This window comes from Streptomyces sp. Act143, assembly GCF_003143935.1.
In the GTDB taxonomy this organism is placed as follows: domain Bacteria; phylum Actinomycetota; class Actinomycetes; order Streptomycetales; family Streptomycetaceae; genus Streptomyces.
The window spans coordinates 8,136,802-8,150,480 of the sequence record NZ_QFRX01000001.1; the positions used below are offsets into that span (position 1 = coordinate 8,136,802).

13 protein-coding genes are annotated in these 13,679 nt (G+C 71.6%); 7 read left to right on the forward strand and 6 right to left on the reverse strand.

What is annotated here, in order from left to right; genetic code table 11:
• Positions 1-31 precede the first annotated feature (31 nt).
• The 6 genes from DI272_RS37170 to DI272_RS37195 form a co-directional block, all read right to left on the reverse strand.
• Positions 32-1,021: a zinc-dependent alcohol dehydrogenase family protein gene (locus tag DI272_RS37170; RefSeq protein ID WP_109499567.1), complete on the reverse strand. Its 990-nt coding sequence runs from the start codon at positions 1,019-1,021 to the stop codon at positions 32-34.
• Positions 1,018-1,863, reverse strand: coding sequence for a carbohydrate ABC transporter permease (locus DI272_RS37175; RefSeq protein WP_109499568.1), 846 nt, complete (start codon positions 1,861-1,863; stop codon positions 1,018-1,020). The genes DI272_RS37170 and DI272_RS37175 overlap by 4 nt, the downstream gene beginning before the upstream one ends.
• Positions 1,860-2,798: a carbohydrate ABC transporter permease gene (locus DI272_RS37180; protein ID WP_109499569.1), complete on the reverse strand. Its 939-nt coding sequence runs from the start codon at positions 2,796-2,798 to the stop codon at positions 1,860-1,862. The genes DI272_RS37175 and DI272_RS37180 overlap by 4 nt, the downstream gene beginning before the upstream one ends.
• The gene (locus DI272_RS37185) at positions 2,795-4,165 is read right to left on the reverse strand and encodes a sugar ABC transporter substrate-binding protein (protein WP_109499570.1); all 1,371 of its coding nucleotides are present in this window, start codon (positions 4,163-4,165) and stop codon (positions 2,795-2,797) included. The genes DI272_RS37180 and DI272_RS37185 overlap by 4 nt, the downstream gene beginning before the upstream one ends.
• 76 nt (positions 4,166-4,241) lie before the next feature.
• The gene (locus DI272_RS37190; RefSeq protein WP_109499571.1) at positions 4,242-5,009 is read right to left on the reverse strand and encodes a DeoR/GlpR family DNA-binding transcription regulator; all 768 of its coding nucleotides are present in this window, start codon (positions 5,007-5,009) and stop codon (positions 4,242-4,244) included.
• A gap of 307 nt (positions 5,010-5,316) precedes the next feature.
• Positions 5,317-6,126 (reverse strand): NAD(P)-dependent oxidoreductase, encoded by an 810-nt coding sequence (locus DI272_RS37195; protein WP_109499572.1) that lies wholly within the window; start codon positions 6,124-6,126, stop codon positions 5,317-5,319.
• Positions 6,127-6,289: 163 nt separating this feature from the next.
• On the opposite strand from DI272_RS37195, the gene DI272_RS37200 reads away from it, so the two are divergent.
• From DI272_RS37200 to araD, 7 genes are all read left to right on the forward strand, one after another.
• On the forward strand, positions 6,290-7,234 hold the full coding sequence (locus tag DI272_RS37200) for a 5-dehydro-4-deoxyglucarate dehydratase (protein ID WP_109499573.1): 945 nt from the start codon (positions 6,290-6,292) through the stop codon (positions 7,232-7,234).
• A complete protein-coding gene (locus DI272_RS37205) occupies positions 7,231-8,391 on the forward strand; it encodes a hypothetical protein (RefSeq protein ID WP_109499574.1) in 1,161 nt (386 codons plus the stop codon). Before DI272_RS37200 ends, DI272_RS37205 begins: the two co-directional genes overlap by 4 nt.
• 248 nt (positions 8,392-8,639) lie before the next feature.
• Positions 8,640-9,230, forward strand: coding sequence for a TIGR03086 family metal-binding protein (locus tag DI272_RS37210; protein ID WP_109499575.1), 591 nt, complete (start codon positions 8,640-8,642; stop codon positions 9,228-9,230).
• A 151-nt stretch (positions 9,231-9,381) separates the two neighbouring features.
• Positions 9,382-10,131: an MBL fold metallo-hydrolase gene (locus tag DI272_RS37215; RefSeq protein WP_109499576.1), complete on the forward strand. Its 750-nt coding sequence runs from the start codon at positions 9,382-9,384 to the stop codon at positions 10,129-10,131.
• Positions 10,132-10,293: 162 nt separating this feature from the next.
• The gene (locus DI272_RS37220; protein ID WP_109499577.1) at positions 10,294-10,962 is read left to right on the forward strand and encodes a GntR family transcriptional regulator; all 669 of its coding nucleotides are present in this window, start codon (positions 10,294-10,296) and stop codon (positions 10,960-10,962) included.
• Positions 10,959-11,867, forward strand: a complete 909-nt coding sequence (locus DI272_RS37225) for a dihydrodipicolinate synthase family protein (RefSeq protein WP_109499578.1) — start codon at positions 10,959-10,961, stop codon at positions 11,865-11,867. Before DI272_RS37220 ends, DI272_RS37225 begins: the two co-directional genes overlap by 4 nt.
• Positions 11,864-13,603 (forward strand): L-arabinonate dehydratase, encoded by a 1,740-nt coding sequence (gene araD / locus DI272_RS37230; protein WP_109499579.1) that lies wholly within the window; start codon positions 11,864-11,866, stop codon positions 13,601-13,603. Before DI272_RS37225 ends, araD begins: the two co-directional genes overlap by 4 nt.
• The last annotated feature ends 76 nt before the right edge of the window (positions 13,604-13,679 follow it).

Sequence of the window (13,679 nt, forward strand, 5' to 3'; positions counted from 1 at the left end):
TTTTCGCCCCCGGCGCCCCGCCGTCAAACCTCTACGGCACCACCACGATCTTCCGTCCCACCCCCGCCGCGAACTGCTCCAGCGCCTCCGGATACCGCTCCAGCGGGATGCGGTCGCTGATGAAGACCTCCGGGTCCAGGACCCCGTTCGCGAAGAGCTCCGCCGCCCGCTCGAAACTGTGCAGTACCGCCATGGAGCCGGTGATGGTGATCTCCTGGTTGTAGATGCGGTACGGGTCGATCGTCACCTTCGTCGCGTAGTCCGCCACACCGAACTGCAGGAACGTGCCGGCCTTGGCCACCCGGTCCAGGCCGTCCTGGATCGCCGCCGCGTTGCCGGTCGCGTCGACGACCAGGTCCCAGCCCTGGGGACGGTCCAGCTCGTCCGCGTCCGCCGCGGTTCCCGTGACGCCGAGCCGCCGTGCGGTCTCCAGCCGGGCCGGGTTCACGTCCACCACGTCCACGCTCGCCGCGCCCGTGCGCTTGGCCAGCTCCAGCATCATCAGGCCCATGGTGCCGGAGCCGTAGATCAGGACGTGGGCGCCCAGGCGGGAGCGCAGGACGTCGTAGCCGCGTACCGCGCAGGACAGGGGTTCGACCAGGGCCGCGTCCTGGGTGCGGACGTGCTCGGGGAGCCGTACGCAGTTCGCCACCGGCGCGACCGCGTACTGCGCCGCGCCCCCGGCCGTGGTCACGCCGATCGCGGCCCAGCGTTCGCAGAGGTTGTTGTGGCCGGTACGGCAGTAGCGGCACTCGTGGCAGTAGAGGGAGGGGTCGACCGCCACCCGGTCGCCCACCGACAGTTCCGTGACCTGGGTGCCCACCCCGACCACGGTGCCCGCGAACTCGTGGCCCGGCACGATGGGCAGCTTCGGGGCGAACTCGCCCTGGAGGATGTGCAGGTCCGTGCCGCACAGGCCGCACGCGGCGACCTCCACGACCACGTCCCGCGGGCCCGGCGTCGGGTCCGGGACCTCGGCTGTGACGGCCCTGCCCACGGACTCGATGACGGCGGCCTTCATTTCACTGCTCCCAACGACAGGCCCTGGACCAGCTTGTCCTGGGCGGCGAACCCCGCGGCGAGCACCGGCAGGGAGATGATGAGCGACGCGGCGCACACCTTCGCCAGGAACAGGCCCTGGCTGGTGATGAAGCCGGTCAGGAAGACGGGGGCCGTCTCGGCGACCACTCCGGTCAGGACCCGGGCGAAGAGCAGCTCGTTCCAGCTGAAGATGAAGCAGATCAGCGAGGTCGCGGCGATGCCCGGCAGGGCGATCGGGGCCACCACCCGGGTGAGGATCGTCGGCAGGCGGGCCCCGTCCACCCGGGCCGCCTCGATGATCGCGACCGGGACCTCGGCCAGGAACGACTGCATCATCCAGACCGCGATCGGCAGGTTCATGGAGGTGTAGAGGATGACCAGCAGCCAGATGTTGTCCAGCAGGTCCGTGTTCTTCGCGAACAGGTAGATCGGCAGCAGACCCGCCACCACCGGGAGCATCTTCGTCGACAGGAAGAAGAACAGGACGTCCGTCCACTTGCGGACCCGGTTGACGGACAGGGCGTAGGCCGCGGGCAGCGCCAGCAGGAGGACGAACAGCGTCGACGCCACGGACGCCACGGTCGAGTTGATCAGCGCCGGCCAGGGGCTGGCGCCGCCGCCCGTGCCGAAGAACTCGCGGTAGCCGTCGAGGGTCAACGCCGCCCCGAAGGACGGGGGGTTGGTCGCGGCGTCCTGCTCGGAGTGGAAGGACGTCAGGGCCATCCAGGCGATGGGGAGGAAGAACGCGATGCCCAACAACCAGGCCAGCAGGCCCAGCCCGGCTTCCTTGCGGCGTACGCGGCGCACGGTCATGGCGCTCATGCCCGGCCCACCTCCTCGCGGAACAGAGACGAGACGACCCGCAGGGCGAAGGTCGCGATGACGATGGAGCCGATGACGACCAGGACGCCCGCGGCCGAGGCGAGGCCGTTCTCGTGGGCCTGGTAGAAGCTCTGGTATACGGTGTAGGGGAGGTTCGCCGTGCCCAGGCCGCCGGAGGTGATGGTGAAGACCGCGTCGAAGTTCTGGACGATGTAGATCGAGCCCAGCAGGGCGCCCAGTTCCAGGTAGCGGCGCAGGTGCGGGAGGGTCAGGTGGACGAAGATCTGCCAGTTGCTCGCGCCGTCCACCTTCGCGGCCTCGATCTGCTGGTGGTCGCGGCTCTGCAGTCCGGCCAGCAGGATCAGCATCATGAACGGGGTCCACTGCCAGACCAGGGACGCCTCCACCGCGAGCAGCGGGGTGTTCGAGATCCAGTCCGGCTGCGGGCCGCCCACATAGTGCAACAGGCCGTTGAACAGGCCGTACTCGGGGTTGTAGAGGACGTGCTTCCAGAGCAGCGCCGCCGCCACGGGGACCACCAGGAACGGGGCGATGAGCAGGGTGCGGACCACTCCTCGGCCCCGGAACTTCCGGTCCAGGAGCAGTGCCAGCACCAGGCCGAGGAGCAGGCTGGCCAGGACCACGGCCACCGTCAGCAGGATCGTCGTCCACACCGAGTGGCGCAGGTCGGCGTCGGTGAGGACCTCCTGGTAGTTGTCGACGCCGGTGAAGTGACGGGCCTTCGGATAGAGCGCGTTCCAGTCGAAGAACGAGATCACCAGCGTGGCCACGAACGGGAGTTGGGTGACCGCGACCATGAAGACCAGGGCGGGCAGGAGCGGGGCGCGGGTGGCCCAGGCGCGCAAGCGGGCCGACGGTTGGCGCGTGGTGGGTACGGGTGTGGTGGCCAGGGGGGCCGTCGTCGTCGCGGTCATCGTCCCTCGTACTCCTCGGAGATCTTCTCGGCGAGCCGCTGGGACTTGCTCAGCGCCGACTCGACGGACTGTCGTCCGGCGATGGCCGCGCTGATCTCCTGGGAGACCTTGGTGCCGAGATCGGTGAACTCGGGGATGCCGACGAACTGGATGCCGGGCGCGGGGCGCGGCTGCACCCCCGGGTCGGTGGGCCGGGCGCCCTCGATGGCCTCCTTGGTCATCTCCTGGAAGGCGGCGGCCTCTTGGCGGTAGGCGGGGTTCGTGTACGTCGAGGCGCGCTTGCCGGCGGGGACGTTGGACCAGCCGATCTCGTCGCCGACGAGCTGCTCGTACTGCTTGCCGGAGGCCCAGGAGACGAACTTCCAGGCCTTGTCGGGGTTGCGGGAGGCGTCCTGGATGCCCCAGGCCCAGGTGTAGAGCCAGCCGGAGGACTCCGTCTTCTCCACGGGGGCGGGGGCGTAGCCCACCTTGCCCTTGACGGGGGAGCCCTTCGCCTCCAGCGAGCCGGCGGCGCTCGTGGCGTCGTACCACATGGCGACCTTGCCCTGGGTCATGTTGTTCAGGCACTCGGCGAAGCCGGACTGGGCGGCGCCGGACTCGCCGTGGTCGCGGACCAGGCCGACATAGAACTTCGCCGCCTTCTTCCACTCGGGGGAGTCGAGGCGGGCCTTCCAGTCCTTGTCGAACCAGGTGCCGCCGAAGGTGTTCACGACGGTGGTCAAAGGGGCCATCACCTCGCCCCAACCCGGCAGTCCGCGCAGGCAGATGCCCTTCATGCCGGGCTCGGCGCCGTCCACTTTCGCGGCCAGGTCGGCCACCTGGGTCCAGGTGGGGTGCGCGGGCATCGTCACACCGGCCTTCTCGAACACGTCCTTGCGGTACATCAGGAAGGACGACTCGCCGTAGAAGGGCTGGCCGTAGAGCTTGCCGTCGTCGCCGGTCAGCGACTCGCGCATCGGTGTGAGGACGTCCTGCTCGTCGTATGCCGGGTCCTTGGCGACGTAGGAGTCCATCTCGTGCAGCCAGCCGTTGCGGGCGTAGATCGGGATCTCGTAGTTGGAGAGGGTCGCGACGTCGTACTGGCCGGCCTGGTTGGCGAAGTCCTGGCTGATCTTGTCGCGGACGTCGTTCTCCGGCAGGACGGTGAAGTTGACCTTGATGCCGGTCTCTTCGGTGAAGCGGGGGGCGAGCTTCTGGAGCTCGGTCATCTGGGGGTTGTTGACCATCAGGACGTTGATCGAGTTGCCGCCCGATCCGGCCCCGCCCGCTCCGACCCAGCAGCCGGAGAGGAGTGGGGCGAGCAGCGTCCCTGCGGCGGCCAGGGCGAGCGTGGCTCGCGGTGGCCGTCGTCGGCTCGGGGTTCGCATGGATCGCTCCTGAACATATGGGGAGATAAGGGGCACCGTGAGGCAGGGGGGTGCCCCGGGAGGAGGGGACTGCTTTTCAGACGCGGATGACGTGTGGCCCGAGCAGGGAGTAGCGGTGGGCCTCCGCCGCCGGCAGCAGGGTGCTGGTGACGATCGCCTCCAGCGCGCCGATCTCCGCGAACCGGCAGAAGCTGACCGCGCCGAACTTGGTGTGGACGCCCGCGAACACCGTGCGGCGCGCGGCCCTGATGGCCTGTGCCTTGACCTCGCTGACGGCCGGGTCGGGGGTGGTGAGGCCGTGTTCGCGGGAGATGCCGTTGGCGCCGATGTAGGCCAGGTCGAGGACGAAACCGGCGAGCATCTTCGTCGTCCAGTGGTCCACGGTGGCGAGGGTGCCGGGGCGGACCCGGCCGCCGAGAAGCAGGACGGAGGTGTGCGCGGCCTCGGCGAGCGCGCCGGCCACCGGGAGGGACGCGGTGACCACGGTCAGCGGGCGGTCCCTGGGCAGGGCTTCGGCGATGAGCTGCGGGGTGAAGCCCTCGTCGACGAAGACCGTCTCGGCGTCCCCGAGCAGCTCGGCCGCGGCGGTCGCGATCCGGCGCTTCTCGGGGACGTGGCTGGTGGCGCGGAAGGCGAGCGTCGTCTCGAAACCGGCGCTCTCCACGGGGTAGGCGCCGCCGTGGGTGCGGCGGATCAGACCGTGGTCCTCCAGGGCGCGGAGGTCGCGGCGGACGGTTTCCTTCGCCACGCCCAGTTCGGCGGCGAGGGCGTTGACGTCGACGGAGCCTCGTGCGCGGGCGGCCTGCACGATTTCCCGCTGGCGTTCTTCCGCGGTGCCGGTCATGAGGTCACCCGCTTTCCTGGTGCGTTGCCCGTTCGGGCGTCTGCAGGAAGTTCTACAGCGGGCGCGGGGTCGTGACCAGGCCTGTTGCAGGGGTGAAAGTGACCGGGTGTGCCCGTTCGGGCAGGGGGCGCCCAAGGGCGCGGAGTGTGTTGCCGTCGCGCGGCTGCGGGTGCGTTCGGGCTGGTCGCGGGGTTCCCCGCGCCCCTGGAGCGGTGTCGGCGCGCCACGTCCGGGGGCGCCGCCCGGTGCCCGGACATGCCTGCGGACGGGCCCGTTCGGCGCCCGTCCGGCGTGTGATCAGGACAACCTAGTAGGGCCAGATCGGCGGGTCGCTCACGAAGTGGCCGCCCAGGTAGGCGTGGGCGATGTTCTCGGGGTCCAGGTCGCCCTGTTCGGCGATCAGCTTCTCGGCGTACGGCTCGGAGTCGTCCTGCGGGTCGTAGCCGAGGGCGCGGGCCGTGCTCAGGTCCCACCACAGGCGGGTGTTGGCGGAGGAGCCGTGGACGACCGTGTGCTTGACGTCCTCGGCGGTCAGGGCCGCGTGCAGGAGGCGGGCGCCGTCGGCGGGGCTCATCCAGACCGACAGCATGCGGACGCTGGTGGGTTCGGCGAAGCAGGAGCCGATGCGCACCGAGACCGTCTCCAGGCCGTACTTGTCCCAGTACAGCTGCGCGAGGTCCTCGCCGAAGGACTTGGACAGGCCGTAGAAGGTGTCCGGGCGGTGCGGGGTGTCGACGGGGATCAGGGGGTCGTCGCCCTGCGGGCGGGGGGTGAAGCCCACCGCATGGTTGGAGGAGGCGAAGACGATCCGCGGCACGCCCTCCTCGCGGGCGGCCTCGTACAGGTTGTACGTCCCCTCGATGTTCGCCTTGAGGATCTTGTCGAAGGAGGCTTCCAGGGAGATGCCCGCGAGGTGGATGATCGCGTCGACGCCCCGCACGGCCTCGCGCAGGGCCTCCCGGTCGGCGAGGTCCGCGACGATCGCGTCCGGCTCGCCCTCGACGGGCAGGAGGTCGAGCAGGCGCAGGTCGTAGCCGTACGCGGGCAGCAGTCCCCGCATCAGGGTGCCGAGTCCGCCGGCGGCGCCTGTGAGCAGAACGGTGCGGGGCGCTGGCATGCTCGGGTCTCCTCTGCCTGGTGTCCATCTGCACGGCATTCACATGCGTGGACAAGCTATGGATCAATGTCGCTCGGCGTCAAGGGTGGCACAGGATGCGTTCATAAATATAAACTTTGATCAGAAACTTGCACATCCATCGCATCCGTTCTAGGGAGAGCCCGTGACGTCTGCCGACCTCGCCACCCGACTCGGCATCCCCAGCGGTCCGCTGTTCTTCCCCGTCACCGCCTACGGTCCCGACGGCGCCGTCGACCTCGACACGTACCGCGCGCATGTCCGACGGGGTGTCGAGGCGGGGGCCGCCGCCGTCTTCGCCTGCTGCGGGACCGGCGAGTTCCACGCGCTCACCCCCGAGGAGTTCGAGGCGTGCGTACGGGCCGCGGTCGAGGAGACGGCCGGGCGGGTACCGGTCGTCGCGGGCGCCGGGTACGGCACCGCGCTCGCCGTGCGCTACGCCCGCCTCGCCGCGGCGGCCGGTGCGGACGGGCTGCTCGCCCTGCCGCCGTACCTGGTGATCGCCGGGCAGGAAGGGCTGCTGCGGCACTACCGGGAGATCGCGGCGGCCACCGCGCTGCCCGTCATCGTCTACCAGCGCGACAACGCCGTGTTCACCCCCGGGACCGTCGTCGAACTGGCCCGTACGCCAGGGGTCATCGGGCTCAAGGACGGGCTCGGCGACCTGGACCTGATGCAGCGGACCGTGAGCGCCGTCCGCACCGAAGTGCCGGGCGACTTCCTCTACTTCAACGGGCTGCCGACCGCCGAGCAGACCCAGCTCGCCTACCGCGCCGTCGGCGTCCCGCTCTACTCCTCCGCCGTGTTCTGCTTCGCCCCCGAGATCGCCCTCGCCTTCCACAGGGCCCTGGAGGCCGGGGACCGGGCGACGGCGGACCGGCTCCTCGACGGCTTCTACCGCCCCTTCGTCGAACTGCGCGCCCAGGGCCGCGGCTACGCCGTCGCCCTCGTCAAGGCCGGGGTACGGCTGCGCGGGCTCGACGTGGGGGAGGTCAGGCCGCCCCTGCACGAACCGACCGAGGATCATGTGAAGCAGCTCGCCCAGATCATCGAGCGCGGCTACGCGCTGCTGGAGGAGGACACCAAGTGACAGCGTCGGCATTCGTCTACCCCTGGGACGTCAACGGGGACCCGGAGGCCGCGCCGCGCATCGCCTCCCTCGGTGTCCAGCAGGTCACGCTCGCCGCCGCCTACCACTCCACGCGCGCGCTGACGCCCCGCCACCCGCGCCATCGCATCGTGACGGCGGAGCACGCCGCCGTGCTCTACCCCACCGACGACCGGTGGGACGGGCGGCTGCTGCGGCCCTACGCCGCCGGCGACTGGGCGCCCGGCGACGCGTTCGGCGAGGCCGCCGCCGCGCTCACCGACGCCGGCCTCGAGGTGCACACCTGGGTGGTGCTCGCGCACAACTCCCGGCTGGGCGCCGAGCATCCGGACACCTCCGTCGTCAACGCCTACGGCGACCGCTACCCGTGGGCCCCCTGCATCGCCCAGCCCGCCACGCGCGCGTACCTCGTCGACCTGGCCGCCGAGGCGGCGGTACGGCCCGGCGCGCGCGGCACCGAACTGGAGTCCCTCGGCTGGTACGGCCTCCAGCACCTGCACGCCCACGACAAGACCGGCGGCGTGGGCCTCGGCGACGCGGGCCTGTACCTGATGGCCCTCTGCTTCTGCCCCACCTGCCGGGAGGGCTACGGCGCCCACGGCCTCGACGCCGGCGAACTGGCGGCCGCCGTGCGCACCGCCCTGCAGCCGGTGTGGCAGGGGGCGCCCTCCGACGGGGCCTGGGCCGGCGTCGAGAAGCTCCTCGGCGAGCGGACGGCGGCGGCCACGCGCGCGTGGCGCGACGACACCGCCCGCACCCTCCAGGAGGCGGCCGTCACGGCGGTGCGCGCCGCCGCTCCCGAGGGCTTCCAGATCCTGCTGCACGCCGATCCGGTCTCGTACCACGTCGGCGCCAACGCCGGGGTGGACCCCGCGCACATCCTGTCCGTCGCGGACGGTGTGGTCGTGCCCTGCACGGGCGGGCCGGGCCTGCTGACCCCCTTCGCGGAGGCGTCCAGGGACTCCGTCGTCGCCGCCAACTTCACCGTGGTCTCCGGCATGGGCGGCAGCCCCGGCACCCTCGCCTCGGACGCGGCACGCGCGCGTGCGCTCGGGGCGACGGAACTGCGGCTGTATCACGCCGGGTTGGCGTCGGACGAGGACCTGGGGGCGGTACGGGACGCGCTCACCGGGCGGTGAAGCAGCGGCAGGGCGGTCGCCGGCCACACCAGCCCCAGGGCCGGCAACAGGCGCGCGGATGGGGAAGGTGCCCTGTAAAGCGCCGGGGAGGAGGGCGGGAGTGGAGGGCGGTGCTGAGTCCCGGGGAGGCGAGGGGAGGGGAGGGAAGCGGGCCGGAACGAGGAGGTGGGCGGCCGGATCGGTGGGCGGCGATGAGTTTCGGGGGCGGGGGCGGTCCACCTTCCAGACGACGCCCTGAGGAGCAGCGAATGACCGACGCACCCCTGGATCTCGGACCGCAGACCCGTGTCGTGGCACGCCTCGCGGAGGCGGTGACCGACGAGCAGCTCGCGGCCGGGACGCCGTGTCCCGCGTACGCGGTCCACCACCTGCTGGGCCATGTGCTCGGCCTGTCCGCCGCCTTCCGTGACGCCGCTCGCAAGGACCTCGGCGCCACGACCGACACCCCGCCGACCGCCGCGATTCCGGACATCGGCCCCGGCTGGCGCGAGGCGCTGCCCAAGGTGCTGGCCGAGCTCGCCGACGCCTGGCGCGACCCGGCCGCCTGGACCGGCATGACCCGGGCCGGCGGCGTCGATCTGCCCGGCGAGGTCGGCGGTGCCGTCGCGGCCGACGAACTGGTGATCCACGGCTGGGACCTGGCCGTCGCGACCGGCCAGCGGTACGAGCCCGACCCCGCCGCGCTCCAGGCGACGTACGCCTTCCTCCTGGCCGCCGCCCAGGACCCGAGTCGCGGGGGCGGCATCTTCGGCCCGGTGGTCCCGGTTGCGGATGATGCGCCGCTGCTGGACCGGACGCTGGGGTTGAGCGGGCGGGACCCGGGGTGGACGCCGTCCTGAGCTCGCGCTGTGCGCGGTCCGGTTCGCCGGGGGGCGGGGCGGGGCCGCGCCCAGGGGCGCGCCAACTGAGGGGCGCCCAGGGGCCCAATCGAGGGGCGCCCAGGGGCCCGATTGAGGGGCGCCCGGATGTGTCTCCGCCTACTCTCCCCGCATGTCTCTCCATGTCACCGTGCTCGGTACCGCCTCGCCCCATCCCGGCCCCGACACCCCCTGCTCCGGCTATCTGCTGCGGGGTGGCGGGGCCGAGGTGTGGGTGGACGCCGGGTTCGGGAGTTTCGCGGAGTTGCGGCGGCACACGGATCCGGCGCGGCTCGACGCCATCTGGATCTCGCATCTGCACGCTGACCACAGCGCCGATCTGCTGGCGGCCGTCTACGCGCTGGCCTACGGCGGGCTCACCCCCGCCACGCCGATTCCCGTCCATGCGCCCGAGGGGTGCGCCCAGCGGCTCGCCGGGTTCCTCGGGCGGGCCGATGTCGGCTTCCTGAGCGGGGTGTTCGACTTCCGGAAGCTGTACGACGGGCATCGCGTCCGGCACGGTGACCTGACCCTCGCCGCCCACGAGGTACGCCACGACGTCGAGGCCTACGGGCTGCGGGCCGAGGCCGGCGGGCGGGTGTTCGCGTACTCCGGGGACAGCGGGCCCTGCCCCGCGCTCGCCGATCTCGCCCGCGACGCCGACCTGTTCCTCTGCGAGGCCGACATCGACACGCATCGCGAAAGCGAAGTGCATCTGACCCCCGAGGACGCCGGTCGCGTCGCCCGCGCGGCCCGCGCACGGCAGTTGGTCGTCACGCATGTCGGCCCCACCTTGACCCCCGAGACCGCCACCGCCCGCGCCGCCGCCGTCTTCCCGGGTCCGACCCGCACCGCCCGGGTGGGTGACACCTACGCGGTGTGACCGCAACCTCAACTTCCTTTGTCAGAAGCATTGACGAAACCCTTACCCCCTCCTACCTTCAACGCGTCGTACTTCGTACGTCATATATGAGACGCGATACGCAAGATCAGATACGCGAGATCAGATACCCGACATCTGATACGTGACTTCCGAGAGGCGCGCATGACCTCTGTGCCCACGCCGATCCCGTCCCGCACGCAATTCGTGCTGGACGCGATCAAACACCGCATCCTCACCGGGCAGTTGACGCCCGGGCAGGCGCTGGTCGAGACCGAGCTCGCCGCACAGTTCGGGGTCTCCAAGACCCCGGTGCGCGAGGCGCTCAAGACCCTCGCCGGCACCGGGCTCGTCGTGATGAGCCAGTACAAGGGCGTCACGGTGCGCATGGTGGACGCGGACATGGCGCGCGAGGTCTACGACGTCCGGCTGCTCCTCGAACCCGAGGCGCTGAAGCGGGCCGTCAGGCTAGGGGCCTCCCTGGACGAGGCCCGGGACGCGCTGACCCGCGCCGACCAGGCCACCGACACCGCCGAACGCTCCCTGGCCAACCGGGAGTTCCACCGCGCCCTGTACCTGCCGTGCGGCAACCCGCTGCTCGGCCGGATGCTCGACGAGGTCCGCGACCAGGCGGCCCTCGTCTCCGCCGTCGCCTGGGCGGCCTCGCCCTCCTGGGAGCGGGAGGCCGGCGAGCACCGCGAGATCCTGCGGCTCGCCCTGGACGGTGACGCCGACGGCGCCGCCCGCGCCCTCCACGCGCACATCGCGTCGTTCGTGCAACGGGCCTTCCCGGACGCCGGGTCCGAGGCCCAGGGAGAGGACGGTCAGGCATGACAACGACGTTCGAGACCCAGCGGGCCGCCCTGGCCGACGTGGTCGCGATCCCGGTGACACCGTTCGCCGAGGACGGCTCCGTCGACCAGGACGCCCACCGGGCCCTGCTGCGTCGTCTGCTCGACGGGGGGATCAGGACCCTCACCCCCAACGGGAACACCGGCGAGTTCTACGCCCTGACCCCCGACGAGCGGCAGCTCGTCACCGAGATGACGCTCGACGAGGCCGGGGACCGCGCCGCGATCCTCGTCGGCGTCGGCCACGACGTGCCGACCGCCGTCGCCTCCGCGCGGCACGCCCGTGAGCTGGGCGCGGCGATGGTGATGGTCCACCAGCCGGTCCACCCCTACGTCTCCCAGGGCGGCTGGGTCGACTACCACCGCGCCATCGCCGAGGCCGTGCCCGAGCTGGGCGTCGTGCCCTACATCCGCAACGCCCAGCTCAGCGGTCTCCGGCTGGCCGAGCTCGCCGATGTCTGCCCGAACGTCATCGGCGTGAAGTACGCCGTGCCGGACGCGTCGCGATTCGCGGGCTTCGCCCGGGACGCGGGACTGGACCGCTTCGTCTGGATCGCCGGGCTCGCCGAGCCTTACGCCCCCTCCTACTTCTCCGCGGGCGCCACCGGCTTCACCTCGGGGCTCGTCAACGTCGCCCCGGCCGTTTCGCTGAACATGATCGAAGCGCTTCGATCCGGCGACTACCCGGCCGCCATGAAGGTCTGGGAGCAGATCCGCCGCTTCGAGGAGCTCCGCGCCGCCAACGGCTCCGCCAACAACGTCACCGTCGTCAAGGAGGCCCTCGCCTCCCTCGGCCTGTGCCGCCGCGACGTCCGCCCGCCCAGCAAGCCGCTGCCCGAGGACGAGCGGGACGAGGTCGCCGCGATAGCCGCCGGGTGGTCGATATGAGCGACAGCAGACAGCGGCTGAGCCCGGAGCAGCTCCGCAGCCACCAGTGGTACGGCACCGAGGGCCAGTTGCGCACCTGGTCGCACAACGCCCGGATGCGGCAGCTGGGTTACGAGGCGGAGGAGTACCGGGGCCGCCCGGTGATCGCCGTCCTCAACACCTGGTCCGACATCAACCCCTGCCACGTCCATCTGCGCGAGCGCGCCGAGGCGGTCAAGCGGGGGGTGTGGCAGGCCGGGGGCTTCCCGCTCGAATTCCCGGTCTCCACCCTCTCGGAGACCTACCAGAAGCCGACCCCGATGCTCTACCGCAACCTGCTCGCGATGGAGACCGAGGAGCTGCTGCGGTCGTACCCGATCGACGCGGCGGTGCTGCTCGGCGGCTGCGACAAGTCGACGCCCGCCCTGCTCATGGGTGCCACCTCGGCCGACGTGCCGTCGCTCTTCGTCCCCGCGGGGCCGATGCTCCCCGGGCACTGGCGCGGCGAGACCCTCGGGTCCGGCACCGACATGTGGAAGTACTGGGACGAGCACCGCGCGGGCAATCTGACGGACTGCGAACTGCGCGAGCTCCAGGGCGGGTTGGCGCGGTCGCCCGGTCACTGCATGACCATGGGTACGGCGTCCACCATGACCGCCGCCGCCGAGGCCCTCGGCATGGCGCTGCCCGGCGCCTCCTCGATCCCGGCCGTCGACTCCGGGCACGAGCGGATGGCCGCCGCCTCCGGACGCCGCGCCGTGGAGCTGGCCTGGACCGCGCTCAGGCCGTCGGAGATCCTCACCCGCGAGGCCTTCGAGGACGCCGTCACCACGGCGCTCGGGCTCGGCGGCTCCACCAACGCCGTCATCCACCTGATCGCCATGGCCGGCCGGGCCGGCGTCGAGCTCACCCTCGACGACTTCGACCGCATCGCCCGCACCGTCCCGGTGCTGGCCAACGTGCGGCCCGGCGGCCGGACACACCTCATGGAGGACTTCTACTTCGCCGGCGGCCTGCCCGCCTTCCTCTCCCGGATCACCGACCTGCTCCACCTCGACCGGCCGACCGTCAACGGCACCCTGGGCGAGCAGATCGAGGGCGCGGAAGTCCACGACGACGACGTCATCCGCACCCGCGAGAACCCGGTCGCGGCCGAGGGCGGGGTCGCCGTCCTGCGCGGCAACCTCTGCCCGGACGGCGCGGTCATCAAGCACATCGCCGCCGAGCCGCACCTGCTCAAGCACACCGGTCCCGCGGTCGTCTTCGACGACTACCGGACCATGCAGCGGACGATCAACGACCCGTCGCTCGGCATCACCGCCGACAGCGTGCTGGTGCTGCGCAACGCCGGGCCCAAGGGCGGCCCGGGCATGCCCGAGTACGGCATGCTCCCCATCCCCGACCACCTGCTCAAGCAGGGCGTGCGGGACATGGTCCGGATCTCCGACGCCCGGATGAGCGGCACGAGTTACGGCGCCTGCGCGCTGCACGTGGCGCCCGAGTCCTACGTCGGCGGACCGCTGGCCCTGGTCCGCACCGGCGACCGGATCACCCTGGACGTCGCGGCCCGCTCCCTCCATCTCCATGTGGACGACGAGGAGCTGGAGCGCCGCCGGGCCGCGTGGACGCCGCCGCCGGTGCGGTACGAGCGCGGCTACGGCGCCCTCTACAACGAGCAGATCACCCAGGCCGACACCGGCTGCGACTTCGAGTTCCTCGCCCGGAAGGGCACCGTGCAGGACCCCTACGCGAGCTGATCCGAGCACCCCCGGTCCGCGCACCACCATGCACCCGGAGAAAGCGCTTCCCGCGCCACGTACTGAACTGAACGGA

What these genes read in the sequence shown, in the direction of transcription:
- DI272_RS37170 (WP_109499567.1), bottom strand. Translation starts at nt 1,021, where the DNA reads ATGAAGGCCGCCGTCATCGAGTCCGTGGGCAGGGCCGTCACAGCCGAG.
- DI272_RS37175 (WP_109499568.1), bottom strand. Translation starts at nt 1,863, where the DNA reads ATGAGCGCCATGACCGTGCGCCGCGTACGCCGCAAGGAAGCCGGGCTG.
- DI272_RS37180 (WP_109499569.1), bottom strand. Translation starts at nt 2,798, where the DNA reads ATGACCGCGACGACGACGGCCCCCCTGGCCACCACACCCGTACCCACC.
- DI272_RS37185 (WP_109499570.1), bottom strand. Translation starts at nt 4,165, where the DNA reads ATGCGAACCCCGAGCCGACGACGGCCACCGCGAGCCACGCTCGCCCTG.
- DI272_RS37190 (WP_109499571.1), bottom strand. Translation starts at nt 5,009, where the DNA reads ATGACCGGCACCGCGGAAGAACGCCAGCGGGAAATCGTGCAGGCCGCC.
- DI272_RS37195 (WP_109499572.1), bottom strand. Translation starts at nt 6,126, where the DNA reads ATGCCAGCGCCCCGCACCGTTCTGCTCACAGGCGCCGCCGGCGGACTC.
- DI272_RS37210 (WP_109499575.1), top strand. Translation starts at nt 8,640, where the DNA reads ATGACCGACGCACCCCTGGATCTCGGACCGCAGACCCGTGTCGTGGCA.
- DI272_RS37215 (WP_109499576.1), top strand. Translation starts at nt 9,382, where the DNA reads ATGTCTCTCCATGTCACCGTGCTCGGTACCGCCTCGCCCCATCCCGGC.
- DI272_RS37220 (WP_109499577.1), top strand. Translation starts at nt 10,294, where the DNA reads ATGACCTCTGTGCCCACGCCGATCCCGTCCCGCACGCAATTCGTGCTG.
- DI272_RS37225 (WP_109499578.1), top strand. Translation starts at nt 10,959, where the DNA reads ATGACAACGACGTTCGAGACCCAGCGGGCCGCCCTGGCCGACGTGGTC.
- araD (WP_109499579.1), top strand. Translation starts at nt 11,864, where the DNA reads ATGAGCGACAGCAGACAGCGGCTGAGCCCGGAGCAGCTCCGCAGCCAC.